A 26,833-nucleotide genomic window follows, 5' to 3' on the forward strand; every position below is an offset into this window, starting at 1 on the left:
GCACCCAGAAACAACTGTAGGAGTGAGCCTGCTCGCGATGAGGGCCTGACTGTCACCATTTCTGTGACTGTCAGACCGCTATCGCGAGCAGGCTCACTCCTACAGGGGTACTACATTTTACTTAGTGAAACAGTACCGACGTCTTCTGCAGGGTCACCCATACACCCCACGCCAGCGGAATACCGACCACCAGCCACGCAGCAATAGCCAGCGGCTTGCTGCCCGGCGCGGCTTTCCACTCCAGCACGGTGCTGGCATCAGCACCCTTGTCATGGCCCAGCGCCTGTTCGGCCGCCAGTTCGGCGTCGGTCATGAAGTACTTGTCGGCCACCGGGCGCACCATCAGGTTGCACAGGAAGCCCAGCACCAGCAGGCCAGCGAGGATATACAGGGTGATGTCATAGGCAGCTGCGCGTTCCACGCCGATGCTCAATTGATATTCACGCAGGTAGTTCACCAGCACCGGACCGAGCACACCCGCAGCGGCCCAGGCAGTCAGCAGACGACCGTGGATCGCACCGACCATCTGCGTACCGAACAGGTCGGCCAGATAGGCCGGAACTGTGGCAAAACCACCGCCGTACATCGACAGAATGATGCAGAACGCCGCCACGAACAGCGCAACGTTGCCCAGATGGCCCATGTTCGGAATCAATGCGTACAGAGCAAAACCCAGAGCGAAGAACACGAAATAGGTGTTTTTGCGGCCCAGGTAGTCCGAGAACGAAGCCCAGAAGAAGCGGCCACCGATATTGAACAGGCTCAGCAGACCGGTGAAGCCGGCTGCGATCGCGGCAATCGAGGCCAACTGGCCTGCATCGAGTTGACCGAACGGCACGTCAACGCCCAGCAGTTTGCCGCCGAACACTTCCTGCAACAGTGGCGAGGCCATGCCGAGGATGCCGATACCCGCCGAAACGTTCAGGCACAGCACCAGCCACACCAGACGAAATTGCGGGGTTTTCCACGCTACGTTCACATGGACGTGACGGTTAGTGATCATCGCGTTCGAGGCTTTCTTCGCCGGCGCGGTCCAGCCTTCAGGCTTCCAGCCGGTTGGCGGCACGCGGTACGACAGAGCGCCACCGATCATGAACACGAAGTAGATCGCCGCCATGGCCACGAAGCTCTGCCATACGCCCACGCCTTGTGGCGAAGCGAAGTGACTCATCAACGCGGTTGCCAACGGTGCACCGACCATCGCGCCGCCGCCGAAGCCCATGATCGCCATGCCGGTCGCCATGCCGCGCTTGTCCGGGAACCACTTGATCAGGGTCGACACTGGCGAAATATAGCCCAGGCCCAGACCGATACCGCCGATCACGCCGGAGCCGATCCACATCAGCCAGATCTGGTGGGTATAGATACCCAACGCAGAAATCAGCAGACCGCCGCACCAGCACAGGGCCGAGACGACGCCTGCCTTGCGCGGACCGGCGTGTTCCAGCCAGCCACCCCAGATCGCTGCCGAGCAGCCGAGGAAGATGAAGAACAGCGTATAGATCCAGCCGAGCATGGAGATCGGCCAGTCGCAGTTCGAAGAAAACACCTGTGCGATGAAGCTCATGTCCGGTGCGCAAGCCACTGGAGCGGTAACGCCCAATGCCTTGGACAGCGGCAACCAGAACACCGAGAAGCCGTAGGCCATGCCGATGCACAAGTGAATGGCCAGCGCGGCCGGTGGCACCAGCCAGCGGTTGAAACCGGGCTTGGCGATAATGCGTTCCTTGGACAGGAACCCAGGCTGGGCGGTGTCGAGACCGTCCGCCGTAATGCTCGTGCTCATTGTGTATCCCCCAATTATTAGTATGGTTCGCCAGCCACTGTTCACCCTCGGCCTTATGCACGCAGGCATGACCGTTTTTTTAGGTGAAGCTCCTTGAAGGCGCGACGTTAAGTCGCAGAAGGGCGGACGAACTGGCGAAGGTTACCATTCTCAGGTGACAGAAAAACCAAACTGATATCACCTTTTTTCAGTCATCTGATCTCTACACCTCGGGGAAACGCATGCCAATCATTGTCCAGACGCTGAAAGACGCCACTTATCAGGATCAACAGGATTTGCAGAAAATCTATCGCGACGCGCCCCAATGGCTGTTTGCACCGTTTTCCACCGAGGCCGATCTGATCGAAACTGCGTTGGCGGATGGTTCTTTTATTGCCGGGCGTTTCAATGATCGGCTGCTCGGCGCCGGGCGCCTGCAAAGGCACCAGGACGTTTGGTATTTGTCTCATTTATGCGTACGAAAAGTTACTCGACGCCGCGGGGTCGCTGAACGCCTGGTGAACCAAGCGCAGAAAATGGCGTCGCAAGCGGGGGCTGACTTGCGCCTGCTGGCGCCTGCCGGGCATCTTGAGATTGAGGCTCTGGCCGCCAGGTTACAGGTACCGCTGACGGTACTGGCCACATGACGCCACCCCGAAGCAGGCCGTTGCAGCGCTATACTGCGCGGCTAGATGACGAATTCGACTAATTACAAGGACTCGCCCATGAAAGCGTTCGGCAAAATCCTGGGTCTGGTACTTCTCGGGCTGTTGCTGATCATTGTGGCGGCAGGTTTCGCCCTGACCCACCTCTTCGATCCCAACGACTACAAAGACGAGATCCGCCAGATTGCCCGCGACAAGGCCCACATCGAGCTGACGCTCAATGGCGATATCGGCTGGAGCCTGTTCCCCTGGCTCGGCCTGGAACTGCACGAGGCCAGCGTCGCCACTCTGGCAAAGCCTGCCGAACCGTTTGCCGACTTGCAGATGCTCGGCCTGTCGGTGCGCGTGCTGCCACTGCTGCGCCGCGAAGTGCAGATGAGCGACGTGCGCGTCGAAGGTCTCAACCTGCGCCTGAACCGTGACAAAAACGGTCATGGCAACTGGGAAGACATCGGCAAGGTGCCGGTGGCGCCCGGCGAGACTGCGCCAGCCACGCCTGCCGCTGCCGCCAGCGAACCGACGGTCGCCGTGGAAAAACCGGCGCAACCCATTCGCCTCGACATCGACAGCCTGACCGTCAATAACGCCCGCGTCGCATACACCGATGAGCTGACCGGCAAGCAGTTCAGCGCTGAAAGCATCCAGTTGAGCACCGGCCCGGTCCACGATTCGACCAACATTCCGGTGAAGGCCACCGCATTCCTCGGCACCAATCAGCCGGTGCTGCGCGTGCGCACCGAGCTCAGTGGCGAACTGCGCTTTGAACGCGCCCTGCAACGCTACAAGTTCGAAGACCTGAAGCTGTCCGGCGAACTCGCTGGCGATCCGCTGCAAGGCAAGACCATGACCTTCTCGGCCCAAGGCCAGTTGTTGCTGGACAAGGCAGCAAACGTCGCCGAATGGACCGGCATCAAGATCTCCGCCAACCAGTTGCGGGCCTTGGGTGAGCTGAAGGCCAACGACCTCGACAAGACACCACAGATCAGCGGTGGTATCTCCATCGCGCAGTTCGATCTGGCGAAGTTCGTCGACAGCATCGGCCAGACCTTGCCGAAGATGGGCGAAGGCAGCCTGAGCAAGGTCGAGCTGGTCAGCCGCGTTGCGGCTACCCCGACCAGTCTGTCGTTCGACAACATCAACCTGAAACTCGACGACAGCAGTTTCAGCGGGCGCATCGCCATCGAAGACTTCGCCAAACAGTCGCTACGCGCGATCCTCAAGGCTGACACGTTCAACGTCGACCGCTACTTGCCACCGAAATCGGCTCAGGCCAATAGCGCCACACAAACACGTCAGGCTGAAGTCGCCAATACCGAGGCAGGTGCCGTGGCAGGTACTACGCCACTGCCGGACAAACCGAGCAAAACCGCCTGGAGCACCGAACGCCTGCTGCCGGTTGAGCGCCTGGCCAAACTCGACGTCGATGCCGACCTGACCTTCGGCCAACTGACCCTCGACAAACTGCCGATCCAGAACGCTGCGCTGAAAGCCACCGGCCAGGGCGGTCTGCTGACCCTGACCAATCTCAGTGGCGACCTGTACAACGGCGGTTTCGTCGCCAACGGCACGCTGGACGTGCGCCCAAGCGCCCCCGTATTGAATTTGCAGACCCGCCTCAATCGCGTTCCGGCGGAAAAAATCATCGAAAGCCAGGGCAAGAATCCGCCGGTCAAAGGTCTGGTAACCCTGACCAGCACCGTTACCGGCAGCGGCAACAGCCAGCAGGCGCTGATTGACACACTGAACGGCAACGCCAGTTTCGTCATCAACAACGGTGTGTTGCTCAATGCCAACCTTGAGCAGCAATTGTGCAAAGGCATCGCCACGCTCAATCGCAAAACCCTCAGCGGCGAGCCTCGAGGCAGAGACACGCCTTTCGAGGAACTCAAGGGCAACCTGACCGTGCGCAACGGCGTCGCCAGCAACCCGGACCTGAAAGTGCGTATCCCCGGCATGACCGTCAACGGTGACGGCGATATCGACCTGCGCGTGCTGGGCATGGATTATCGTGTCGGCATCATCGTCGAAGGCGACACCAGCGCCATGCCCGACCCGGCCTGTCAGGTCGGCGATAAATTCGTCGGCATCGAGTGGCCGCTGCGCTGCCGTGGCCCGCTGGAGCTGGGCGCGAAGGCGTGCCGCATCGACAATGACCGACTCGGTCAGGTGGCGAGCAAACTGGCCGGCAACAAACTCAGCGAAAAGATCGACGAAAAACTGGGCGACAAAGTCAGCCCGGAACTGAAAGACGCATTGAAGGGGCTGTTCAAGCGATGACAGCGGAGCAGTTTTCCACGGCGGTGCTGGAGTGGTTCGACCGCCACGGCCGCCACGATTTGCCTTGGCAGCAGAACATCAGCCCGTATCGGGTGTGGGTTTCGGAGATCATGTTGCAGCAGACCCAGGTCAGCACCGTGCTCAATTACTTCGACCGGTTCATGGCCGCGCTGCCGACGGTCGAAGCACTGGCCGCCGCGCCGGAGGATGAAGTGCTGCACCTGTGGACCGGGCTGGGTTACTACACTCGCGCACGCAATCTGCAGAAAACCGCAAAGATTGTCGTCAGCCAGTACGGCGGCGAGTTTCCACGGGATGTGGAAAAACTCACCGAGCTGCCGGGCATTGGCCTGTCCACCGCTGGCGCCATCGCGAGCATCAGCATGGGCCTGCGCGCGCCGATCCTCGACGGCAACGTCAAACGCGTGCTGGCGCGCTTTACCGCGCAAGAGGGTTATCCCGGCGAACCGAAAGTGGCTAAACAGCTGTGGGCCAACGCCGAGCGCTTTACCCCGCACGACCGGGTCAACGCCTACACCCAGGCGATGATGGATCTCGGCGCCACACTCTGCACGCGCAGCAAGCCGAGCTGCCTGTTGTGTCCGCTGGAGCGCGGCTGCGAGGCACACATGCTCGGCCTGGAAACCCGCTACCCGATCCCCAAGCCGCGCAAGGCCATCCCGCAAAAACGCACATTGATGCCGATGCTTGCCAACGACGAAGGCGCAATCCTGCTTTACCGCCGCCCGTCGACGGGTCTGTGGGGCGGTTTGTGGAGCCTGCCGGAACTTGACGACCTCGACGATCTGCAGCATCTGGCCGATCAACACTCGCTGACAATGGGCCAACAGCAGGCGCTGCCAAGCCTCGTCCACACGTTCAGCCATTTCCAGCTGTCCATCGAACCCTGGCTGGTCCAGGTGCAGGAAGCCAGCCACCACGTGGCCGAGGCCGACTGGCTCTGGTATAACCTCGCCACCCCGCCGCGCCTGGGCCTCGCCGCCCCGGTCAAGACCTTGCTCGAACGCGCGGCCGCCGTCTTGAATGCAGGAGAATCGCCATGACCCGCACCGTAATGTGCCGCAAGTACAAAGAACAACTCGAAGGCCTTGAGCGCGCCCCGTTCCCGGGCGCCAAAGGTCAGGACATCTACGACAACGTGTCCGCCAAGGCCTGGGCGGACTGGCAGAAACACCAGACCCTGCTGATCAACGAAAAGCGCTTGAACATGATGAACGCCGAAGATCGCAAATACCTTCAGGGCGAAATGGACAAGTACTTCTCCGGCGAGGAATACGCCAAGGCCGAAGGCTACGTGCCGCCAGCCGAATAACTCGCATACTTCGTAAGCGACGGAATTAATTTAAGAAATTTTCAAAAAGTCGTTGACGTAAATCCGAAAAACCCTTTTAATGCGCCCCGTTGCCCAGATAGCTCAGTCGGTAGAGCAGGGGATTGAAAATCCCCGTGTCGGCGGTTCGATTCCGTCTCTGGGCACCAAATACCGAAAACCCTGAATCGCAAGATTCAGGGTTTTTTTATGTCCGGGATTTGATGGACACTGCTTACCCCTTACGGAAAAGGGCCATCACTCGATGAATCAAAAACGAACCCGCGTCCCCCTGCCCCATCCTTCGCCGTATCGGCAAAGCCGGGTAAGTTATTGGCTGACCGTCCTCGCCGGCGTGCTGATCGCGATTGCCATCTGCCTCTCAATCTACATGCTGATCGAAAGCTGGATCACCGGCTCCATCACCACCAACAGTCGCGGGCCGCGCAGCACCTACACCTTGGCACTGCAACCTCGGAGATACTGGTTCGAGTTCGTTTGGCAGAGCTTCTGGACGGCGTTCATGCTGGCCATTGGTGTGTTTGGGTTGTGGATTTATCGCAAAGAGCGGGTACGTGAGCAGAGGCCGAAGCGCAAGCGCACAGGTCGATAGTGCATGCCGCCTTCACAGGGTGTTGATGTAATCGACGGGCAACAAGACTGTATCCACAGCGGCATCCACTGGCAGGGATACAACAGTGATGACCGGGCAGACGATCATCATGTAACAGATGATCGCTGCCGGCATGCCATCGCTGCCTCCTCCCCGAACACCGAGCAGGTGTAGGCCGCCATCGACCCCTCGGTAATACTCGGCGTCGGACAGACCATCATTCAAGCGCCCGATAAACGTTCCGCAGCCAACCAACAGCAGTGCCAGGCCTATGACACAGCCAATTCGCAGAATCCCTTTCAAAACAGCGTTTCCTTACGTCACAAAATACTGGGCGCGGGATTGTACTCGCGCCTTTCACTCGTGACTGCTTTTCCTGCTGACTCGGCATCTCGGTTAGACCAGATTGCCTGTTGCGCGGCGGTACTCGAACGCTGTCATGTTGGGATTATGCCGCTGCGCGTTGCATGAACTGGAGCGGATGTGAAATGAACGGTCTCTTGGACTTATGTAAATCGTGACGCAGCGCGTCACGAATTCGATCACATTGAATTCGGAACGCACTGCGTTCCGTATATTGCTCGGCGCCAGTTCCAGGCTCATTCTTGATCCACCTTCGCAAAGGCCGAGCCTTTATGAACAAATGCCTTTCGACCAACCCGGTAACCATTGGCGAACCGTTCATAGAGAACGCAGCCGACGGCTACGCACTCGGCGGCTTCACCTGGCGCCACAGTTCGCCCGATCCACAGTGCCCAGTGGTCATCATCAACGCCGCCACGTCCGTGCGCTGTCGCCATTACTCAAGGTTCGCAGCCTATCTGTTCAACCACGGCTTCGACGTGATGACCTACGACTACCGGGGCATCGGCGAATCGCGCGGCGAGTCGATCAAAGGGCTGCGCGCCTCGTGGAGCGACTGGGGCGCGCTGGATTTCGAAGCGATGCTCAAACGTGCGCAGCGGGAGTTTCCCGGGCAGCCGATTGATGTGGTCGGCCACAGTTTCGGCGGTTGCGCGGCGGGCCTGGCCGAATCCGGGAGGGTGATCCGACGATTGGTCACCGTCGGCGCACAGTTTGCGTATTGGCGCGATTACGCTCCCGAGCAGCGCTGGCGAATGTTCGGCAAGTGGCATGTGGTGATGCCTTTGATGACGCTGCTCTGCGGCTATTTCCCCGGCAAGCGGCTCGGCTGGCTGGAAGATACGCCAACCGGCGTTGTACGAGACTGGAGCACGCCTGCCGCGCGCTTCGAACAGCGCCCGAGCGGTCGCGCCCTGTTGCAGAAAACGGGTGCCCTGCCCTTCGCCAACGTCCGCGCCCAAACCCTGGCCGTCAGTATCAGCGATGACCCCTACGGCACGATCCCGGCGATCGAACGCCTGCTCGGCTACTTCAGCAACGCGGCCAGAACCCACCTGCGCATCGCGCCGCAGGACATCGACGAGCAACAAGTCGGACATTTCGCCTTTTTTCGCAGCGCATACCAAGCCACACTATGGCCCATCGCTCTGACCTGGCTGCAAACCGGCGCATTGGCCGCCGATGCTCCCGGGCGGCAATTGCCCTGCAGCTGAGCCCCTCTCAACGCACCACGGAACAGATCATGGCCTCCGCCAACAAGCAGCAAAAACGTGCCACCCGGGCCAAAGCCAAGGCCAAGCAGAACCGCACCAAGCGCGCCGAAGCGCCGGTCGAGCTCGACCCGAACGACGACCGCATCGATTTCGAATCGGTGGACCTGACCGAACTGTTCAAGAAAATGATCGACGCCGAGAAGATCAGCCAACAAGCGATGTGCGCGGCTTTCCTTGAAGACCCGCTGCTGGAGCTGGTGTATGAGCAGGAAGGCGAAGAAGGCGCGATGGATTTCATCCTCGCGGCGTTGATCGAGTATCGCCAGTGGTCGCAGGAAACCGACGAGGCCGGCGCGCTGGCATGGATCGAATCCCCGGCCTTCCAGGCCGACTATGTGGCGGCGTCCGACGTGATCGCCGCACAAACCCAACAGAAGAACTGAGCTCCCATGGCATCCCTGAACAAGCAACAGAAACGCGCCAAACGCGCCAAGGCCAAAGCCAAGCAAATCCGTATGGTCGGGCGCAAGCCGCTGGATCAGGACGAAGACCTCGGCCACCTCGCCGAGCCGATCCCCGATTACACCCTGGCGATGTTCAGCAAAATGCGCGACGCCGAAGCCGTCAGCCGCGACGAGATGTTGCTGACCCTGCTGCGCGAACTGGCGTTCATCATCGTCGATCAACCTGAATTGCTCGACATGGAAAACGCCGACAACGAAGGCATGGCCGCCACCCACCTGGCCGCCGACATGCTGATCGACTACCGCATGTGGGCCGATGGCATGACCATCGAAGAAGCCCAGGCCTGGCTGAGCGAGCCGCAGTTCATCACCGATTTCGGGGTGGCGCTGGATGCTTATGGGAAGTCGGTAGACAACCAGGAAGAAAAGAGCGAATAACCGCTGCTCAGAAATCAAAACGGCCGCGAGTCATCCCTGACAGCGGCCGTTTTTTGTTTGGATGGCTTAGCTACCCTTTGTCCGATGACAGTGTATATCCCGTTGACATATCCCGAGCACAACTTATCCTTAGGCCATCACAGGATCAGACCCAGAGGTCAAATATGGAACAGACCACAATTTTCATGAGCAACAGAAGTCAGGCAGTTCGGCTGCCAAAGGCAGTTGCGATGCCCGGCGACGTTAAACGAGTGGAAGTCATTGCGATTGGCAGAACACGCGTCATTACGCCTGCTGGAGAAAGCTGGGATAGCTGGTTTGATGGCGACAGCGTCAGCCCTGATTTCATGGCTGACCGTGAGCAACCCACTGATCAGGAGCGCGAGTCGTTCTGATGATCAAATACATGCTAGATACAAACATCTGCATCTTCACCATCAAGAACAAACCACAGGTTGTCCGGGAAGCTTTCAATCGACATTCCGGGCAATTGTGCGTCAGCGCTATCACGCTTATGGAGCTTATTTACGGTGCTGAAAAGTCCGCGGCCCCGGAAAAGAATCTGGCGATCGTCGAAGGTTTCGTTGCGCGACTGGAAGTCTTGCCTTTCGACAATGACGCAGCCGCACAGACCGGGATGATTCGATCTGAACTTGCGAAAGCGGGAACACCGATAGGGCCGTACGACCAAATGATCGCAGGCCACGCGCGGTCACTTGGACTTATCGTGGTCACGAACAATGTGCGGGAATTTGAACGTGTTTCCGGATTGCGTATTGAGGACTGGGTTTATCCCGACTGAGCAAAGCTCACAAACAAAAACGGCCGCTTGTCATCACTGACAGCGGCCGTTTTGCATTACGCGTAATGGATCAGTTCAACACCACCGCGCCACGCTTTTCCAGCTTGCGACGACGCGCCACCAGCAGACCGGCGGCCACCACCATCAGGCTCAGCAGGCCTGTCGCGAGGATTTCCACGCGGTGCGCCTCCTGGAACAGCATGATGGTCAGCGCCGCGATGATGAAAATGATCACCGCGTAGGTCAGGCCTGGGAACAGCCACATGCTGAAGACGATTTTTTCGCCCCGCGCCATGCGCTGTTTGCGCATACGCAGTTGCGAGAACGCGATCACCAGATACACCAGCAGGGCGATGGCGCCGGAGCTGGCCAGCAGGAATTCGAACACCGCAGCCGGAGCGACATAGTTGGCGAAGGTGCAGAGGAACGCGGCGCCAGTCGATAGCATCACCGCCCAGTAAGGCGTGCCGCTTTTGTTGGTACGGGTCGACATGGCCGGGGCATCGCCGCGCTTGCCGAGGGAGAACAGCATGCGCGAAGAGGTGTAGAGCGCCGAGTTCAGGCAACTGGTCACCGCGACCAGGACCACGATGTCGACGATCATTTTCGCGTTCGGGATGCCCATGCGCTCAAGCACGGTCTGGTAGGAACCGAGATTGGCCAGCGTAGGATCATTCCATGGTACCAGCGCCACAACGATGAAGATCGAAACGAGGTAGAACAGGCCGATCCGCCAGATCACCGAGTTGGTCGCCTTGGAAATCTGCTGGCCCGGGTTCTTCGATTCCGCCGCCGCGATGGTGACGATTTCGGTGCCCATGAATGAGAACATGGTGGTCAGGATCGCGCCCAGCACAGCCCCCATGCCGTTCGGCAGAAAGCCGCCGCTGTCGAACAAATGCGAAACACCGCTGACCTGACTGGTCGGCAGGAAGCCGAAAATCGCCGCAAGGCCAAGGCCGATAAAGCCAATGATCGCCAGCACTTTGATCAGGGCGAACCAGAACTCGAACTCGCCGTAATTTTTCACGCTGAACAGGTTGGTCACGGTCAGCAACATCGTGATGACTAAAGCAAAGGCCCAGATATCGACGCCCGGGAACCACGCATGCAGGATGGTCGCGGCGGCGTTGGCTTCCAGCGGAATGACCAGGACCCAGAACCACCAATACAACCAGCCGATAGTGAAACCGGCCCAGTGGCCGATGGCGCGGTCGGCGTACGTCGAAAAGGAGCCGGTGTCCGGCGAGGCCACGGCCATTTCGCCGAGCATGCGCATCACCAGCACCACTAGCGTACCGGCAGCAGCGTAGGCCAGCAGCACAGCGGGGCCGGCGGCAGCAATGGCATGGCCGGAGCCAACGAACAGACCGGCGCCGATCACACCGGCGATAGACAACATGGTCACATGACGCGGTTTGAGCCCCTGTTCGAGGCCGTTGGAGCTTGGAATACTGCTCATCGAAACTACCTTTGCAAGGAAAGCGAGTGCATCCGGCCCGTCTGAAAATCCTTTCTCGTAAAAAGAATCCAACGGGCTGTTCCTTATTCTGCACGCAAGATTTGCGCCAAAATGTTTCAAATCCCTGCATGCCGGGGGCGTGGCGGTTGGTTCAGCTTTCGATGCAAGTCCTTGTGTTTAATGGCTATTCGCCCAAGCGTTACCCTGCGACTCACTTTCAAGACGAATTCGCGCACCAGAAACACACCTGAAAAGTGCGCGATGCACAGAAAAAGCGCAATTGAGGAACGTTCGGCCGGATAGCGCTTCCAACACCCCGCCAAAGCTGGCAACATCGCGCCTTTTTTTACGCGACACCCACGGGCTTGCGCGATCAAACACCCGTTCGGTTGTTGATGGGGCGACAGTCTGCTGCGCCGATGCGACAACCTGCCACATGCCACCCGTTTACCGCTCGTAGCGCTGTTGGCTGCCATTGAAACGCTATGCTAGCTTGGCCGCCTCGCCAGGAAGGCCCGCCAACAGCAGGAGCGCAACATATATGAGGAACGCACATGGCTGAGGCCACGCCCGCGCTTGAAATCCGCAACTTGCACAAACGCTACGGACAGCTTGAGGTGCTTAAAGGCATCTCGCTGACCGCCCGCGACGGCGATGTGATCTCGATCCTCGGTTCCTCCGGTTCCGGCAAGTCCACGTTCCTGCGTTGCATCAACCTGTTGGAAAACCCGCACCAGGGCCAGATTCTGGTGGCGGGTGAAGAACTCAAACTCAAAGCCGCTAAAAACGGCGAACTGGTTGCCGCCGATGGCAAGCAGATCAATCGCCTGCGTTCCGAGATTGGTTTTGTATTTCAAAACTTTAATCTGTGGCCGCACATGAGCGTGCTCGACAACATCATCGAAGCCCCGCGCCGCGTGCTCGGCCAGAGCAAGGCCGAGGCCATTGAAGTCGCCGAAGCCCTGCTGGCCAAGGTCGGCATCGCTGACAAGCGCCACGCCTATCCAGCGCAACTGTCCGGCGGTCAGCAGCAACGCGCAGCGATCGCTCGCACACTGGCGATGCAGCCGAAGGTGATTCTGTTCGACGAGCCCACCTCCGCCCTTGACCCGGAAATGGTTCAGGAAGTACTTAGTGTCATCCGCGCATTGGCCGAAGAAGGCCGCACCATGCTGCTCGTGACCCACGAAATGGGCTTCGCCCGTCAGGTCTCCAGCGAAGTGGTGTTCCTTCACCAGGGCTTGGTAGAGGAGCAAGGATCGCCACAGCAGGTGTTCGAAAACCCGCTTTCGGCGCGCTGCAAACAATTCATGTCCAGCAACCGCTAACGGAGCAACATGCATGCAGAACTATAAAAAGGTCTTCCTGGCCGCAGCCGTCACCCTCGCGTTCAGCGCCGGTGCCATGGCTGAAACCTTGAAGATGGGCATCGAAGCGGCGTACCCGCCGTTCAACAACAAAGACGCCAGCGGTCAGGTTGTCGGCTTCGACAAAGACATCGGCGACGCCCTGTGCGCGAAGATGAAAGCCGAATGCACCGTGGTCACGTCCGACTGGGACGGCATCATCCCGGCCCTGAACGCGAAGAAGTTCGACTTCCTGATCTCCTCGCTGTCGATCACCGAAGAGCGCAAGGGCGCGGTTGATTTCACCGACCCGTACTACTCGAACAAGCTGCAATACATCGCACCAAAAAACGTCGATTTCAAAACCGACAAGGACTCGCTCAAGGGCAAGACCATCGGTACCCAGCGCGCCACGCTGGCCGGCACCTGGCTGGAAGACACTTATGGCGATGACATCAAAGTCAGCCTCTACGACACCCAGGAAAACGCCTATCTCGACCTGACCTCCGGTCGTGTCGACGCCATCCTCGCCGACAAGTACGCCAACTATGACTGGCTGAAAACCGACGCCGGCAAGAACTACGAGTTCAAGGGCGACCCGGTCGTGGAAAGCGACAAGATCGGCATCGCCGTGCGCAAGGGTGATCCACTGCGCGAGAAGCTGAACGCCGCACTGAAGGAAATCGTCGCTGACGGTACCTACAAAAAGATCAACGACAAGTACTTCCCGTTCAGCATCTATTGATTCTGACCTGCGGGACCGGCGCCGAGATCGTTCGGCGTCGGTTCCCGACCTTGCCTGCCGCGATTTGAACAGAAATCCATGATTATCAACCTCTACGGATTCGGCCCGGCCCTTGCTGCCGGCGCGCTGATGACTGTCCAGCTGGCGCTCACGGCCCTGTGCCTGGGGCTGGTGCTCGGCCTGCTCGGCGCCTTGGCCAAGACTTCCCCGTACAAGCCGCTGCAATGGCTTGGCGGCACCTATTCGACCCTGGTGCGAGGCGTCCCGGAATTGCTCTGGGTGCTGCTGATCTACTTCGGTACGGTCAACCTGATGCGCGCCCTCGGTGAGTACTTCGGCAACCCCGACCTGCAACTCAACGCCTTCGCCGCCGGTGTAATCGCACTGGGCCTGTGCTTCGGCGCCTACGCCACGGAAGTATTCCGCGGCGCGCTCCTCGCCATTCCCAAAGGCCACCGTGAGGCCGGCCAGGCCTTGGGCCTGTCGAAATGGCGGATCTTCACCCGCTTGATCATGCCGCAGATGTGGCGCATCGCCCTGCCGGGCCTGGGCAACCTGTTCATGATCCTGATGAAGGACACCGCGCTGGTGTCGGTGATCGGCCTGGAAGAGATCATGCGTCACGCGCAGATCGGCGTGACCGTGTCGAAACAACCGTTCACCTTCTATATGGTGGCGGCGGTGATGTACCTCGGCCTGACGGTGCTGGCGATGACCGGCATGCACTTCCTGGAAAAACGCGCCGCCCGCGGCTTTGCGAGGAGCGCTCAATGAACTGGGACGTCATCATCAAATGGCTGCCGAAACTGGCACAAGGCGCGACCCTGACCCTGGAACTGGTCGCCATCGCGGTAATAGCCGGCCTGCTGCTGGCAATTCCGCTGGGCATCGCCCGCTCCTCGAAGCTGTGGTACGTGCGTTCGCTGCCCTACGCCTACATCTTCTTTTTCCGCGGCACGCCGCTGCTGGTTCAACTGTTCCTGGTCTATTACGGCCTGGCGCAATTCGACGCCGTACGAGAAAGCTCGCTGTGGCCGTACCTGCGCGATCCGTTCTGGTGCGCCACGGTGACCATGACCCTGCACACGGCGGCGTATATCGCCGAGATTCTACGTGGCGCCATTCAGGCGATTCCACCGGGCGAGATCGAAGCGGCGCGGGCCTTGGGCATGTCCAGGCCCAAAGCGATGTTCTACATCATCCTGCCCCGTGCGGCGCGCATCGGCCTGCCTGCCTACAGCAACGAAGTGATCCTGATGCTCAAGGCCAGCGCACTGGCCAGCACTGTCACCCTGCTCGAACTGACCGGGATGGCGCGCACGATCATTGCCCGCACCTACCTGCCAGTGGAGATTTTCTTCGCGGCGGGCGTGTTCTATCTGGTCATGGCCTATGTGCTGGTGCGCGGCTTCAAGCTGCTGGAGCGCTGGCTGCGTGTCGATGCCTGCCAAGGCCGCTGAAACTTCCCACGTGCTGACGGGCGAGGACTTACTCGCCCGCTTCACCGCACTGGATGCTTTTCTTACGACGCATCAGGCGTTGTGGAAACCCCGACCGTTCACTCATCTTTCGCTTGCTTGGGAAGCGTCCTGCCCCGAGTTGTCTTCGTGGCTACGCGGGCGATCGCTTGAAGACGCCGAGCAAGCTCATAATCATCCTGCCGATCTCATCGACGCTCCGGAGCCGTTCGCTTCTCTGGCGAGGTTGTCGGCCGAGCTGAGTGCTGTCGGTGAGTTGCCGGGGCATCCACTGGACGCCGCCGGCCATCGCTTGAATGTCGACGTACCGGGACGCAAATGGCAGCAGATCGAGGCGTTTGCCAGTCGCTTGTCTTTTTCTGCGCAGCCGACGCATTGGCTGGATTGGTGTTCGGGCAAGGGACATCTGGGGCGGCGCTTGTTGAGTGGCGCGCAACAGCTGACCTGTGTCGAATACGATCCCGCGCTCGTTGCCAGCGGTCAGGCGTTGAGCCAGCGTCATCATTTGCATGCCTTGCATGTTGAGCAGGATGTCCTGGCGGCAGATGCCTCCAAGGTCTTGAGCGCGGCCCACACCCCCGTCGCGCTCCATGCCTGCGGCGATCTGCATGTGCGGTTGATACAACTGGCCAGCGCGGCCGGCTGCCAACAGATGGCGATTGCCCCGTGCTGCTACAACCGTATCAGCCGCAACGAATATCAGGCGTTATCTGCGGCGGGCCGGCGATCAGTCCTACAGCTCTCGCTGGAAGATCTGGCCTTGCCAATGAGCGAAACCGTAACCGCCGGGACACGGGTCCGACGCCAGCGCGACAACTCCATGGCCCGACGCCTCGCCTTCGACTTGCTGCAAAGAACATCGCGCGGCATCGACGAGTACTTGCCTACCCCCTCGCTGCCAAGTGCGTGGCTAGATAAGCCGTTCGCCGACTACTGCCGGGATCTGGCAGCGCTGAAAAACTTATCCACCGTCGGCTCGCCAGATTGGGCAGCACTGGAAGCCGCCGGTTGGCAGCGCCTGGCCGAAGTACGCAATCTGGAATTACTGCGCGGACTTTTCCGACGTCCGCTGGAGCTTTGGCTGAACCTGGATCGAGCACTTTTCCTTGTCGAGCAGGGCTACAACGTCCGCCTCGGCACCTTCTGCGAAATACCGCTCACACCGCGCAACTTGCTGCTGCTCGCCGAACGCGAATAGACGGCCGGCAGCCTGTGGATAACTCTGTTGATGAAATTTCGCTGGATCCAATATCCTCGCCTGTTTCACGGCAATATTGACATTGGTCACTTTTTGTTCACATGAATAAAAAACCTGCAAAACAGGGATTTGCACCCAAAATGAGAACGGCTCCGCAAAAACAGGCCTAAGCGCCCCATCGCGCCTGCGAGTTGTGCATAAGGCGCCAATCGAAACGACATAACCGCCGAATCTGCAGCCTGCACAGCGAATATTTGCGAGTGTCCGCCAGCCTTGCTATACAAAGCCTGAACGCGCCGCCCGCGCACCGCAGAACAAGAAAAACCGACCGACAGGAAGCGACCGTGCCGTTCATTTCTTATGCACAGAACTTTGAAGACGTCCGCCTGTGGCGCGCGCTCAAGCAATTCGAAAACGGCTTCTACATCGATGTCGGCGCCAATGACCCGTGCCACGATTCGGTCACCAAAGCGTTCTACGACCATGGCTGGCAGGGAATCAACGTCGAACCGATGCAGAATTTCTACGACGCGCTCTGCCAGCAACGCCCGCGCGACACCACCGTGCAGTGCATCGCCAGCGACCAGCCCGGCGAAGTCACCTTCTACGGCATCCCCGACACCGGCCTGTCCACCGCCGATCCCGCCGTGGCCCAGCAACGCAAAGACCTCGGCATGAACGTGCACCCGCTCACGGTCCAGGCCCGCACGCTCACCTCAATCTGCGAACAACACGCTGCCGACCGACCCATCCACTTCCTCAAGATCGACGTCGAAGGCCACGAGGAGACCGTCCTGCGCGGCATGGACTTCAGCCGCTTCCGCCCATGGATCATCGTTGTCGAAACCCCATGGCTGCGCGACCACACCTGGGAGCCATTGGTCACAGATGCCGGCTACCAGTCAATCCTGTTCGACGGCCTCAACACCTGGTTCCTCGCCGACGAACACCTCAACCTCAAACCCGCCTTCGACATCCCACCCTGCAACCTCGATAACTTCCACCTCTGCCGCGGCCACGCCCTCGCCCATCCGCTAACCCCCGACGAACCCGACACCGCCCGACAACTCGCCGCAGCCCTGCACCGCGCCGAACAGGCCGAAACGCAACTGCACGCACTGCAAAACAGCCGCACCGTGCGCCTTCTGCAAAAGCTGCGTAACACCCTGCGCAGCGCTTGATTGCAGCCGCCACAAAAATAGTCTGAATTCAGGGGTTTACAGGATCCACCCAATCGCTATAATCGTCGCCCACACGCCGGTATAGCTCAGTTGGTAGAGCAACTGACTTGTAATCAGTAGGTCCCGGGTTCGACTCCTGGTGCCGGCACCATCCAAGGTTCCATAGAAGGCTTTCAAAATCTCTGGAACCCCCGAAAAACCCGCCTTCTGGCGGGTTTTTTCGTTTTGGCGTTCCATCGGTTTCCGTCAGAAACTGGTGGATTCCAATCGTTTTAAGGGTAGAGTTTGGGGTACAGGTCACTTCGATAAAAGGGAGTACCCTTATGTCGCGCACCACAGCTCCGCTCTCCGACGTAGCTTGCCGCTTGGCAAAACCTACAGACCGCGCCTACAAGCTTTTCGATGGCGATGGCCTCTATCTCCTAGTCCAACCCAATGGCCGCAAAGGCTGGCGGCTCCGTTACGTCAAACCTGACGGACGGGAAGGACTGACCTCGTTCGGCAACTACCCCGTGATTGGCCTCGCCGATGCGCGCCGCAAGCGCTTGGAAGTCAAGCGAATGCTGGCGGATGGCGTTGATCCTATAGAGACCAAGCACCAAGCCAAGGCGGAAGCCGTAATCAAAGGCAGAACCTTTGAAAGCGTTGCGCTCGACTGGCATACGGAAATGTCGGCCAAGTGGGCACCAGGCCATTCCAAGACAGTGATGAGCCGCCTCAAAACCCACGTATTCCCGCTGATCGGCGCACGCGCCATTGTTGATCTCGACACCCATGACCTTATGCAGCCCTTGGAAGCGATCAAGAAGCGCGGAACGATAGACGTAGCTTTAAGGGTACAAAACTACCTGCAGAGCATCATGCGCGAAGCAAAACGCCTCCGGCTTATTACCTCAAACCCTGCTTACGACCTCGAAGGCTTGATCAAAGCCCCGCGGGTGGTACATCGCCCCGCTCTACCCTTATCGCGACTACCGGAACTACAGGAGCGGATCGACACCTATAAAGGCCGGGCACTTACCCGTCTGACGGTGATGCTGTCGCTGCATGTGTTTGTACGATCCAGCGAGCTGCGTTTCGCACGCTGGAGCGAGTTCGACCTCAAGCGTGGCACCTGGGAGATACCGGACACTCGACCCGCGTTGGAGGGAGTACCCTTTTCCACAAGGGGTACGAAGATGGCAGGGGATATCCATTTAGTACCCTTATCGCCGCAAGCAGTGGCGCTACTCGAAAAAATCCATGCACTCACAGGCAAATTCGCATTGGTCTTCGCAGGGGATGCCAAACCCTGGAAGCCCATGTCCGAAAATACCGTGAACAACGCGCTTCGGACGATGGGATACGACACCAAAACCGATATCTGCGGGCATGGATTTCGTTCGATGGCCTGCAGCGCACTGATCGAGTCAGGATTGTGGTCCGAGACAGCTATTGAACGGCAGATGAGCCACAAGGAGCGCAACAACGTCCGCGCCGCTTACATCCACAAGGCAGAGTTCATTGAGGAGCGCAGGCTGATCATGAACTGGTGGAGCCGGTACCTGGAGGCCAACCGGCAGGAGCATGTCACTCCGCATGAGTTCGCTAATCAGATTCGGGCGAATGTTACCCGGATGAAGGTGAAGCGGACCAATGATTGAATCCGCCACCCAAGTCACTGAGACAGTCCTGCTATGGGAGCATGCCTAAAACCTCAGGCGTCAAGACCTGAAGCCCAATCCCAGACAACAGACTTGTGCCCAACACGAAGAGAGCTACTTTCAACACCAAACGAATACCACCGCCGAATCCTTTATGACGCAACAAATAGCTGGCAACAATCTTCCTGTAACCATCGCCGTGGCTAAACGCATAGATGATCGCCACCGCGAAGACAAACCATGCAGCGCGCTCGGGATGAGGCATCGTGATTATCGTCAACGCCAAACCGACACAAACAAAACCAATGCTATTAACCTTCTTGAAATAGCTCTTGGCGATGGCTTCATCTTCATCGTCCAGAAAGAAATTCGGTCTCATTGATATGCTCCTTTTGAGATCACAGTGCCGATCACCATGTCATCCAGTCACAGATTAAGAACTCTCTCTGACCGTTTCCACCCAAAGCAGGCGCATTACCCCCGCAAATTGACAGGAGCATGTCACTCCACACGAATTCGCAAATCAGACCGGAGCGAACGTCACTCGCCTAAAAGCAAAACGTGGCGCAATTGAGTAAGCGCTCGGCCTTCATATCTCGGTGACCTGCTTGTCCATGCGGGTCCATCCAAACAGGGCTGCAAAGCCGCCCTGCTTGGATGGACCTCACTTAAAAAATCTAAAGCCCACGCAACTGTCTGTGGAAAACCACAGATTTCCACCGGTGGATAATTTCATCCACAGCCGCAGAACTCTCGAAAATTCGAGCCTTGACCCAAATTATCCACAGGCGTAGAAAAGATCGGGCAAAGCGCTGTCGTTGACAGCAACCCAGGTAGCCAGAACCTTTAAGGCTACGCCACACCGTGGTGGTTCTCCCAAAGTGCGATTAGCGTCCGGCGGCTCGCACGGTCACAGCGATGTGATGGATGCCTACTTTTACCAGTGTGCCCACTGCGGCAACTTCCCCCTTTCATAGCTGCCCTGCAGCAACCTATCCGCTTGGCCATTTCCTTGTGCCAACCTGCGCCCGTCTCTTTCTCCCGGAAAGAGACGGGCGCTCCTACCACTGCTGCAGCCCTACTCGTACAAGGCATTGCGGCATTTCCCCTCGTGACAATCGGCGTGACAAACACCGGAAAGTCACCAGCAACAGCGATGCAGATGATGGTGCCGCAGCCTACAGAATGGACTGCACCTGACTGACAGTCAGGCACGCCCCGGTCATCGCTTCACTGCCTTCACCTGACTCAGGATCTCGCGGCACCGGTCTCGTCAGCCAGTGCAGCCTCCACCCGCCCACTTCCTCGGAAGTGCTCAGGAGGCCAGATCATGAGATGCCCAAGCTCCCGGTCGTAAAGAGCCGCCAGTCCCGCGTTAGTGGACAACCCTCACAGGTCGCAGGGGCCTTGATCCCTGATAACACTCAACATCCGTGGCGGGATGACGTGGGGAAAGCTTCAAGGGTTTTGGCTTCGAGAGGAGTTGGATCATGGCATTGGTCGGTAGACGGGATGGGCGCAATTTTGGCTATGGGCGACAACTGAGTTATGCCGGGCCGCAGGCGCTGAAAGATCTATTTGGCGACGGGCATTACGGCACGGTCAAAGCGCACAGTGATCGGTGGCGGGCGTTTGTGCGCTGGTGTCGGTCCGAAGGTGGGCCGGAATTCAACGATGCGAGGAAGATCAATCGGCAGACCTTGCTGGACTACGCCGGGTACCTACGCCAGCAAGTTGAAAATGGTGAGCTTGCCATCGCGACTGCGCAAAACCGATTGTCCAGCGTCAACAGAACCATGGCAGCGCTTCGTGGTGATCAGTATGTAAGGGTGGCAAGTCCGAGCAAGGTGCTTGGGATGCAGCGCACCGGCGTCCGCACCATGCCTCCGCAAGGCCAGGACCGCGATCACGTAAAACGTATCGTCGACGTCCTCTCTGAACATCTGCAACCGCGCGCCGCGGCCATCGCTCAGTTGGCGCGAGCAACCGGCATGCGCCTGCGAGAGGCCATTTTGGCTGATCTTCCTCGACTGCAAAGGGAGGCCGAACGATACGGCAAGATCAACATTCAAGATGGCACCAAAGGTGGCCGCTCGGGTGCGTCGGCGCCTCGTTGGATCTGGGTGGATAATCATATTCGTGAAGCGCTCACGTACGCCAAGCAGGCCTCTCCCGTCGGAAGCGACAACTTGCTTGCACTGAACGAAAGCTACCTAGACTTTCAACAGCGAATCATCCGCCCTGCACGGGACATCCTTCACGCGCACAACCTCAAGGGATTCCACGAATTGCGTGCGGCCTACGCATGCGAACGGTATGAGCAGATTACAAACCAACTTGCGCCAATCAAAGGAGGTAGTTGCTACCAGCTCGACCAACACCTCGATCAGGAGGCACGCGCACAAATCAGCTATGAGCTGGGGCACGGTCGTATCGACGTAGTTTCGGCTTACATCGGTGGCCGAGCATGAGCAAGCCATTCGATATGGAGGTATTCCTCGCGGGAGTCATGAGCGGATCGCAAACGACACGTCAGCGCCACCTACACCAAGCAAAAGCCATCCAAGCAGCTATAGCTGTGCGCTGGAACCGAGACAATCCATGGACGTGGCAAAGAAAGCATGTGCTATGGTTTTTGTGCAGGAAAATACGACATCGAGCCGCGTCCACGCGTTATTACTATAAGCTGACTGCAGAGTTAATTGCTATGCGATTAAGTAAAAAATGGAGATTTGACACATGAAAGAAACAACGCGAGCTAGGGTCGCCGCCATAGTCGGCGCTGCCAAAAATCAGAAAAAAATAAGTTCTATTTACGACTATTCGACTTCATGCCATAGGAATATTTCAGCTAGCATCTCAAACGGAAAAGTTGAAGGGTATGACTATACAACATCTAGCTTCTTTTCTGGAAGCAGCAACAACTCACTAGACTTCTATGACTACAACAATTCAAAACATGTAAATCTCAAAATGAACGGAAATAAATTTGATGGCTATGACTACGACACAAAAAAATATTTTAGCGGAACCATAAATGGAAAAAATATTTCTCTGTACGATTACGATACTGGAACACACTACAACTACAGCATTTAAACGCTAAGAACTAACTAAAAGCGTCACCAATTAAATATGCATCTGAACTTCATTAGCACTGCCTGACTTATCCAGATTTCCAGATAGTATCAGGCACTGCCTTCCAGCACCGGAAGCTAATCTAGATTTTTTACGTTCTCATGGCCGAACCAGTCCTTCGCTTTTTCAACAACTGCGTCAGATGGCGAGTGATAAAATAAAGCCAAATTTGATTTTGCACGGGTACAGCATACGTAGAGAATTTTACGCGTCCTATTCACCACACTTTCTTTATCCATACGATCAGTAAACAAATAATCAAAGTTATAGGAGTTCCACCGCCCATTATTCAGAACAACCAGAACATCAGGAAATTCTCGACCTTTGGTTTTATGCTGAGTAGAGAATGGTGTGAATCCTTCAAGATATTCAAATAATTTCTGAAATTGAGAGAATGGGAGCGCAGCCACTTGGTTATAAATATAACGCTTCGACTCGATAAATGATTGAAGGCGATCGTCAACCCTAACAAGGCCGTTTACATTTGCCTCATCGATAACTTGCTGTACTGTTTTATCATCGATTTTAGATAAATTGACAATCCTCTCCTTCAGTCTAACTTTATCACTCTTAGATGTGACCGCATGCTCAGTTACGCGAAGAAACTCATTAAAATTTCCATCCAAGTAAAGCTGGACATTTTTTTGTATTTTAAATAAATGTTTTATCAGGTCATCTCTATTACCCCCGCCACGCCCCAGCTCACTTCGATCAGATTTCTGATCGTCTATAAGCTGGTCTTTGTCGATATATAAAGAAGCCAGCTCACCATATGGGAAATCTAGCGCTCGATCATATATAGCTTGGTGTTCTGCAATATATATGGCCATGCCGTCTGTGGGATCAACTTCTTTTAAGGCTTTACCTGTCTTTTGATACTTCAACTCGGCCAATACTTCTCCGAACGATTTTCCCTCGGAGTTAAAAGCAGGCTCCTTTTTCTTAATATAACTTTTGATCCTACGGACATACTCTAAAATCTTATCGCCATCATAAATCCTCATCAACTCACTAAACCCTGCTTTGGCAGCGATAAGGTTATGAGTGAGATTGAGTTCCTTAGCGCCTGATGACTCGGAGAACTCCCAGCCCAAATATTCTTTTACAATATTAACGTCATCATTTGATGAATATAGAAATTGTATATGACCATCTTTTACACCCCCATCGCTGGTCATATTGGGAGCATTTAAATCTTTAGAAGGAACTTGGAAAAGTCCATCATTCCTAAGTTTGTTTGCCAAATCGATTACATTTTTTGGATTTCTTCGATTTTCTTCTTTCTTTATTTCTCTAACCTGCCCAACCCCCTCCCCTTTGTAAGCATCTAAATCACCAATGCCTTCATCATAAATTGCCTGCATTGCATCGCCAAAAAAACCAATAACATTTGGATCGCCAACTCTAGTCAACTGCGTAAGAAGTATATCTACAACTTCCGCCTGAGTATCTTGATACTCATCCACCATGATATATGGATAACAATCTTTCAGTATTCGGCATAGTTTGTCGTATCTTTTAAACATCTCGTTAGCAAGTACAATAACTTCATCATGTGAAATTACCCCCTCCCTAAATTTTACGTACTCCTTATACCTAACATCCCCCTCAATAGCATCTAACTTTTCTGGTTCGCCGTTGCCATCTAAAACTTTAAAACCTAATATTTCGTCATCATTAATCAGCGCTAACAAAACCTCCTTTAGTTCTACTTGAAAATGTTTTATTACTCCCCAGAGAAAGTCATGAATCGTAGAAACGTGCAGATTTGGATGGCTGGCTCTGCCCTCAATCTCCCGCACCGCGGCGTTGGTGTAGGTAATACACGCTACGCGTGCCAAAGGCTTGAGGGTAACCAGATTCGTTATAACTTCTACCAAAGAGTAGGTTTTACCACTTCCAGCACCGCCACTCAGTAAAAAACTCTTACCCTCACAGATAGTATCAAGAATCTTTTTCGCCTCGTCACTAACCTCCTCTAAGTTCTTCATTTGCGCAACCATCCCAGGCCCTCTTGAATATAGTGAGGAGTCTTCCAATTGGAAAAGTCAGATTTTTTATCAGGTATACTATTAAGCAAGATTTCAATCGCTAACGAAGGCTTTTTGCCAACTGCCTTCTCTGCAAACTCAAATGCATCGCACTCGCCATTTATATATTTGTTGAACCACTTAGGCGTTAGAGATGGGAATTTTTCAGAGTCAGTTCCAAGTAGTGCTTTGTTTAGCGAAAAGAATGCATCTTCGAAGCTTCTTCCATGATAGCCATCGTCTTTAGTTTGATATGCTAGAAAAATACAGCCATCAACATCGACCTTCCATTCGCCTCCGACTTTAGATAAAGCCTTACCTTCAATATTAAGGGAGGTAAAGTAGCCCAAATCCTCTCTGACCTTGCCGTGATAAAATATTAATGATCCATTAGCTGTATGGTCTGCCGCTGGGTCATCAGGACGACATTTTATAGTCTCTATTTTCTGAGTGCCTTTTTTGTATAGCTGGGGAGTAACTCCATCCTTTTCAAAAAGCAATTCTTTAATCCCGCTATCTATATCAGTCAAAATTAAAGCTTTAATACCAATAAAATGGATAAATTTTTCAAAAATTTGAGCATGTGCTCCTACCTCCACAATTGAAATATTCTGTGAAAGTAGAGGTATAGCGCCAGCATCAGGAGTCTCTTGGTCAAACTTTCTCATCATTGCTGGTAGAAGAATTTTCTCAGTATCACCCTCAATAAGTATTGCTTTATCAGCAAAAAATAGCTCGGCGCGGTTCAACGTAAGATATTGCTTAAGGAATTTGTAGTGGAGTTCAGCCTGGGCATTGTCATTCACATCATCGGACGAATACTCCGACTTGAGCGCCTTAAGATTTTTTGCGTCCACACTGTTAGCAAGAGGTGACTTCCTCAAATACTTGATATCGTCGAAGTCACACTCTGCCACGATATGAGATGAGTGAGTGCTGATAATCGTTTGAAGATGAATCTCCACCCCATCTTCTCTCATCCTGCTTTCTTTCAACAGGGACTTTATATTCTTTATAAACGTATATTGCATCTGAGGATGTGTATGCGCTTCCGGCTCCTCAATAAAAAGTAAATTAATCGCAGCAGGATTTTCTTTACTAGATCTCCGAAAAGAAGTCATCAGCATTTCTATTTCAAAAATCATGCTGATTAGATTCATATAGCCAAGCCCATTAAAGTGCTCTGGAAGATCATGGGTATCGTGGGTATACATCACAGTTGTATTTCCATCCAACAGTTCTCGATGCTGCAGGGTGGATGCAATCTTAATATGCGTCTCGGACAATCTAGATCCGCCAAACTTTGCAACTTTCCCCAACAATCCAGAAAACATATCCTGATATATTTCGCTCAGCTCCTTATCAGTCGAACGCAGTTGCTTCTTAAAGCCCTCGACAGCCTCTTGCTGCTCTTGGTTCTCAGATGTCTTTTTGTATATGATTGCAGTCTGAGAAGAGAGTGTTTTATCATTATCTTTATTCGTAACACTCCGCTTCGCACCGATAGATCTAAATGAAATAACATCAGCCAAACTAATATTTTCTTTAGTCAAGTCTGTGAACACATCCGGATCACTATAGGAAAAACTTTTCTTCCTGACTTGATCAAAGTAAATATGCTGATTTTCCTTAAGAAACAAACTCGAATCGTTGTCATATTTTTCTTTTACATCATTGTAATCATTCCGCATCGCCGTTAACTGCGGATAGCTAACCAGATACTCAAACCCAAGCACTATATGATTATCATCAGGATCCAAGCTCATTATTAACTGGCTTACTGGTGATAAATTATCGATTCCATCGTACTCAATATATAACTTCAACGTTATACCCAAGGGGGTATAGGCATTCTCTGGACCTATCGGGTCAGCCCCACTCACCAATTTAATTAAGGCTGCTTTTAAATCGACGTTGAAATCGTCAAAAACTATTTTCTGCTTTTCAGAAGAATTTATAAACTTCTCTAATGCAGAGAGCAGCGAAGTCTTTCCGCTATTATTTTTACCCAACACCAGAGAAAGATTGCTCTCAAGGTCAAGAGAGAACTTCTTCAGCAAGCGAAAATTATTAACTTCGATCCTTACTACTTTCATAAACCTATCCTTGTATTAAAATAAATTGCCCCGCAATTAGATATCAGACACATCTAGTCCCTGACATAAAACAATCAGTTAGCAATCAACAACATTAGAGCTATCGATGTGTAAGAGGTTGATATTAATGAGCTTAATCGCTTAAGCGGATTATTTGCATCCATGCTAATCAAGCCTCGCCGCTGCTAAGGGTTACATGACCCAAGGAGCTGGCCACTTGCCAGACAGTAGCTAAAGCTTGGTCTACCTTGCAAGCAGCTAGCAAAGGCGCATCTGGCATCGCACTCTTCGAGTGAGAGAGATGTTCTAGATCTCAGGATAAATTTAGAGGTAGAAATTTCAGAAACATTATAAATATCAAATAAAAACAATAAATTAGATTGATATTCGACTCCTGGTGCCGCACCATATTCAAAGCCCCGCAATGCGGGGCTTTGTCGTTTCAGAAGTCAATCATTGACTTCTGCCTTTTGCTGAAAGTGTCGGGATGGGAAAAGCGGTGGTTGATGATGTTGCGGCTACTCTAGGCAAAATTTGTTAGAGACGTAGGCGCTGCTTATTTTACGAGGCGTTTCCTGAAGAGGA

26 protein-coding genes and 2 tRNA genes are annotated in these 26,833 nt (G+C 55.1%); 21 read left to right on the plus strand and 7 right to left on the minus strand.

From position 1 onward, the window contains the following. Window positions 1-121 precede the first annotated feature (121 nt). On the minus strand, window positions 122-1,786 hold the full coding sequence (locus tag HU739_RS15980; protein WP_186548443.1) for an OFA family MFS transporter: 1,665 nt from the start codon (window positions 1,784-1,786) through the stop codon (window positions 122-124). A 221-nt stretch (window positions 1,787-2,007) separates the two neighbouring features. Between HU739_RS15980 and HU739_RS15985 the strand changes: the two genes are divergently transcribed. The 6 genes from HU739_RS15985 to HU739_RS16010 all read left to right on the plus strand — a co-directional run bounded on the left by HU739_RS15985 (window position 2,008) and on the right by HU739_RS16010 (window position 6,650). Further along, window positions 2,008-2,412 carry an acetyl-CoA sensor PanZ family protein gene (locus tag HU739_RS15985; RefSeq protein ID WP_186548445.1) on the plus strand — a complete coding sequence of 135 codons (405 nt, stop codon included), beginning with the start codon at window positions 2,008-2,010 and terminating at the stop codon, window positions 2,410-2,412. A gap of 45 nt (window positions 2,413-2,457) precedes the next feature. Continuing rightward, window positions 2,458-4,707 carry an AsmA family protein gene (locus HU739_RS15990; protein ID WP_456154055.1) on the plus strand — a complete coding sequence of 750 codons (2,250 nt, stop codon included), beginning with the start codon at window positions 2,458-2,460 and terminating at the stop codon, window positions 4,705-4,707. Continuing rightward, window positions 4,704-5,771, plus strand: a complete 1,068-nt coding sequence (gene mutY / locus HU739_RS15995) for an A/G-specific adenine glycosylase (protein ID WP_186548447.1) — start codon at window positions 4,704-4,706, stop codon at window positions 5,769-5,771. Before HU739_RS15990 ends, mutY begins: the two co-directional genes overlap by 4 nt. Next, complete coding sequence (locus HU739_RS16000) at window positions 5,768-6,040, plus strand: oxidative damage protection protein (protein WP_186548449.1); 273 nt, start codon at window positions 5,768-5,770, stop codon at window positions 6,038-6,040. Before mutY ends, HU739_RS16000 begins: the two co-directional genes overlap by 4 nt. 91 nt (window positions 6,041-6,131) lie before the next feature. Next, window positions 6,132-6,207, plus strand: a tRNA-Phe gene (locus tag HU739_RS16005). A gap of 95 nt (window positions 6,208-6,302) precedes the next feature. Next, the gene (locus tag HU739_RS16010) at window positions 6,303-6,650 is read left to right on the plus strand and encodes a hypothetical protein (protein ID WP_186548451.1); all 348 of its coding nucleotides are present in this window, start codon (window positions 6,303-6,305) and stop codon (window positions 6,648-6,650) included. A 12-nt stretch (window positions 6,651-6,662) separates the two neighbouring features. Here the strand turns inward: HU739_RS16010 and HU739_RS16015 are convergent, their stop codons facing one another. After that, entirely contained in the window at window positions 6,663-6,953 is a 291-nt protein-coding gene (locus tag HU739_RS16015) for a YceK/YidQ family lipoprotein (RefSeq protein ID WP_186548453.1), read from the minus strand. Between the two features lie 93 nt (window positions 6,954-7,046). Further along, window positions 7,047-7,253, minus strand: a complete 207-nt coding sequence (locus HU739_RS16020; RefSeq protein ID WP_186548455.1) for a hypothetical protein — start codon at window positions 7,251-7,253, stop codon at window positions 7,047-7,049. Window positions 7,254-7,285: 32 nt separating this feature from the next. Here HU739_RS16020 and HU739_RS16025 point away from each other — a divergent pair, with 32 nt between their 5' ends. From HU739_RS16025 to vapC, 5 genes are all read left to right on the plus strand, one after another. Then, window positions 7,286-8,227 carry an alpha/beta hydrolase family protein gene (locus tag HU739_RS16025; RefSeq protein WP_186548457.1) on the plus strand — a complete coding sequence of 314 codons (942 nt, stop codon included), beginning with the start codon at window positions 7,286-7,288 and terminating at the stop codon, window positions 8,225-8,227. 29 nt (window positions 8,228-8,256) lie between these two features. Beyond that, window positions 8,257-8,670 (plus strand): hypothetical protein, encoded by a 414-nt coding sequence (locus HU739_RS16030; RefSeq protein WP_186548459.1) that lies wholly within the window; start codon window positions 8,257-8,259, stop codon window positions 8,668-8,670. A 6-nt stretch (window positions 8,671-8,676) separates the two neighbouring features. Continuing rightward, window positions 8,677-9,129 (plus strand): hypothetical protein, encoded by a 453-nt coding sequence (locus HU739_RS16035; RefSeq protein WP_186548461.1) that lies wholly within the window; start codon window positions 8,677-8,679, stop codon window positions 9,127-9,129. Between the two features lie 164 nt (window positions 9,130-9,293). Next, complete coding sequence (gene vapB / locus HU739_RS16040; protein WP_039756568.1) at window positions 9,294-9,524, plus strand: type II toxin-antitoxin system VapB family antitoxin; 231 nt, start codon at window positions 9,294-9,296, stop codon at window positions 9,522-9,524. Then, a complete protein-coding gene (gene vapC / locus HU739_RS16045; RefSeq protein WP_186548463.1) occupies window positions 9,524-9,931 on the plus strand; it encodes a type II toxin-antitoxin system tRNA(fMet)-specific endonuclease VapC in 408 nt (135 codons plus the stop codon). Before vapB ends, vapC begins: the two co-directional genes overlap by 1 nt. A gap of 70 nt (window positions 9,932-10,001) precedes the next feature. On the opposite strand, the gene gabP is transcribed toward vapC, so the two are convergent. Beyond that, a complete protein-coding gene (gene gabP / locus HU739_RS16050) occupies window positions 10,002-11,393 on the minus strand; it encodes a GABA permease (protein WP_186548465.1) in 1,392 nt (463 codons plus the stop codon). A 554-nt stretch (window positions 11,394-11,947) separates the two neighbouring features. Between gabP and HU739_RS16055 the strand changes: the two genes are divergently transcribed. From HU739_RS16055 to HU739_RS16090, 8 genes are all read left to right on the plus strand, one after another. After that, the gene (locus HU739_RS16055; RefSeq protein WP_025110949.1) at window positions 11,948-12,721 is read left to right on the plus strand and encodes an ABC transporter ATP-binding protein; all 774 of its coding nucleotides are present in this window, start codon (window positions 11,948-11,950) and stop codon (window positions 12,719-12,721) included. A 13-nt stretch (window positions 12,722-12,734) separates the two neighbouring features. Further along, window positions 12,735-13,484, plus strand: a complete 750-nt coding sequence (locus HU739_RS16060) for an ABC transporter substrate-binding protein (RefSeq protein ID WP_186548467.1) — start codon at window positions 12,735-12,737, stop codon at window positions 13,482-13,484. A gap of 78 nt (window positions 13,485-13,562) precedes the next feature. Beyond that, the gene (locus HU739_RS16065; protein ID WP_186548469.1) at window positions 13,563-14,258 is read left to right on the plus strand and encodes an ABC transporter permease; all 696 of its coding nucleotides are present in this window, start codon (window positions 13,563-13,565) and stop codon (window positions 14,256-14,258) included. Next, window positions 14,255-14,944: an ABC transporter permease gene (locus HU739_RS16070; protein WP_186548471.1), complete on the plus strand. Its 690-nt coding sequence runs from the start codon at window positions 14,255-14,257 to the stop codon at window positions 14,942-14,944. Before HU739_RS16065 ends, HU739_RS16070 begins: the two co-directional genes overlap by 4 nt. Continuing rightward, a complete protein-coding gene (locus tag HU739_RS16075; protein WP_186548699.1) occupies window positions 14,925-16,160 on the plus strand; it encodes a methyltransferase in 1,236 nt (411 codons plus the stop codon). Before HU739_RS16070 ends, HU739_RS16075 begins: the two co-directional genes overlap by 20 nt. A 344-nt stretch (window positions 16,161-16,504) precedes the next feature. Next, entirely contained in the window at window positions 16,505-17,341 is an 837-nt protein-coding gene (locus HU739_RS16080; RefSeq protein WP_186548473.1) for an FkbM family methyltransferase, read from the plus strand. 75 nt (window positions 17,342-17,416) lie between these two features. Then, window positions 17,417-17,492 (plus strand) — tRNA-Thr (locus tag HU739_RS16085). Between the two features lie 172 nt (window positions 17,493-17,664). After that, a complete protein-coding gene (locus HU739_RS16090; protein WP_186548475.1) occupies window positions 17,665-18,984 on the plus strand; it encodes a tyrosine-type recombinase/integrase in 1,320 nt (439 codons plus the stop codon). A 31-nt stretch (window positions 18,985-19,015) separates the two neighbouring features. Here HU739_RS16090 and HU739_RS16095 read toward each other — a convergent pair whose 3' ends face one another. Beyond that, window positions 19,016-19,363 carry a hypothetical protein gene (locus tag HU739_RS16095; protein ID WP_186548477.1) on the minus strand — a complete coding sequence of 116 codons (348 nt, stop codon included), beginning with the start codon at window positions 19,361-19,363 and terminating at the stop codon, window positions 19,016-19,018. A 1,111-nt stretch (window positions 19,364-20,474) separates the two neighbouring features. Between HU739_RS16095 and HU739_RS16100 the strand changes: the two genes are divergently transcribed. Both HU739_RS16100 and HU739_RS16105 read left to right on the plus strand, forming a co-directional pair. Further along, entirely contained in the window at window positions 20,475-21,455 is a 981-nt protein-coding gene (locus tag HU739_RS16100) for an integrase domain-containing protein (RefSeq protein WP_017478148.1), read from the plus strand. Between the two features lie 268 nt (window positions 21,456-21,723). After that, on the plus strand, window positions 21,724-22,083 hold the full coding sequence (locus HU739_RS16105; RefSeq protein ID WP_124372913.1) for a hypothetical protein: 360 nt from the start codon (window positions 21,724-21,726) through the stop codon (window positions 22,081-22,083). A gap of 116 nt (window positions 22,084-22,199) precedes the next feature. Here the strand turns inward: HU739_RS16105 and HU739_RS16110 are convergent, their stop codons facing one another. Both HU739_RS16110 and HU739_RS16115 read right to left on the minus strand, forming a co-directional pair. Next, entirely contained in the window at window positions 22,200-24,125 is a 1,926-nt protein-coding gene (locus HU739_RS16110; protein WP_186548479.1) for an ATP-dependent helicase, read from the minus strand. After that, window positions 24,110-26,248, minus strand: a complete 2,139-nt coding sequence (locus tag HU739_RS16115; RefSeq protein ID WP_186548481.1) for an ATP-dependent nuclease — start codon at window positions 26,246-26,248, stop codon at window positions 24,110-24,112. Before HU739_RS16115 ends, HU739_RS16110 begins: the two co-directional genes overlap by 16 nt. Between the last annotated feature and the right edge of the window lie 585 nt (window positions 26,249-26,833).

This window comes from Pseudomonas hamedanensis (genome assembly GCF_014268595.2).
GTDB classification, from domain to species: domain Bacteria; phylum Pseudomonadota; class Gammaproteobacteria; order Pseudomonadales; family Pseudomonadaceae; genus Aquipseudomonas; species Aquipseudomonas hamedanensis.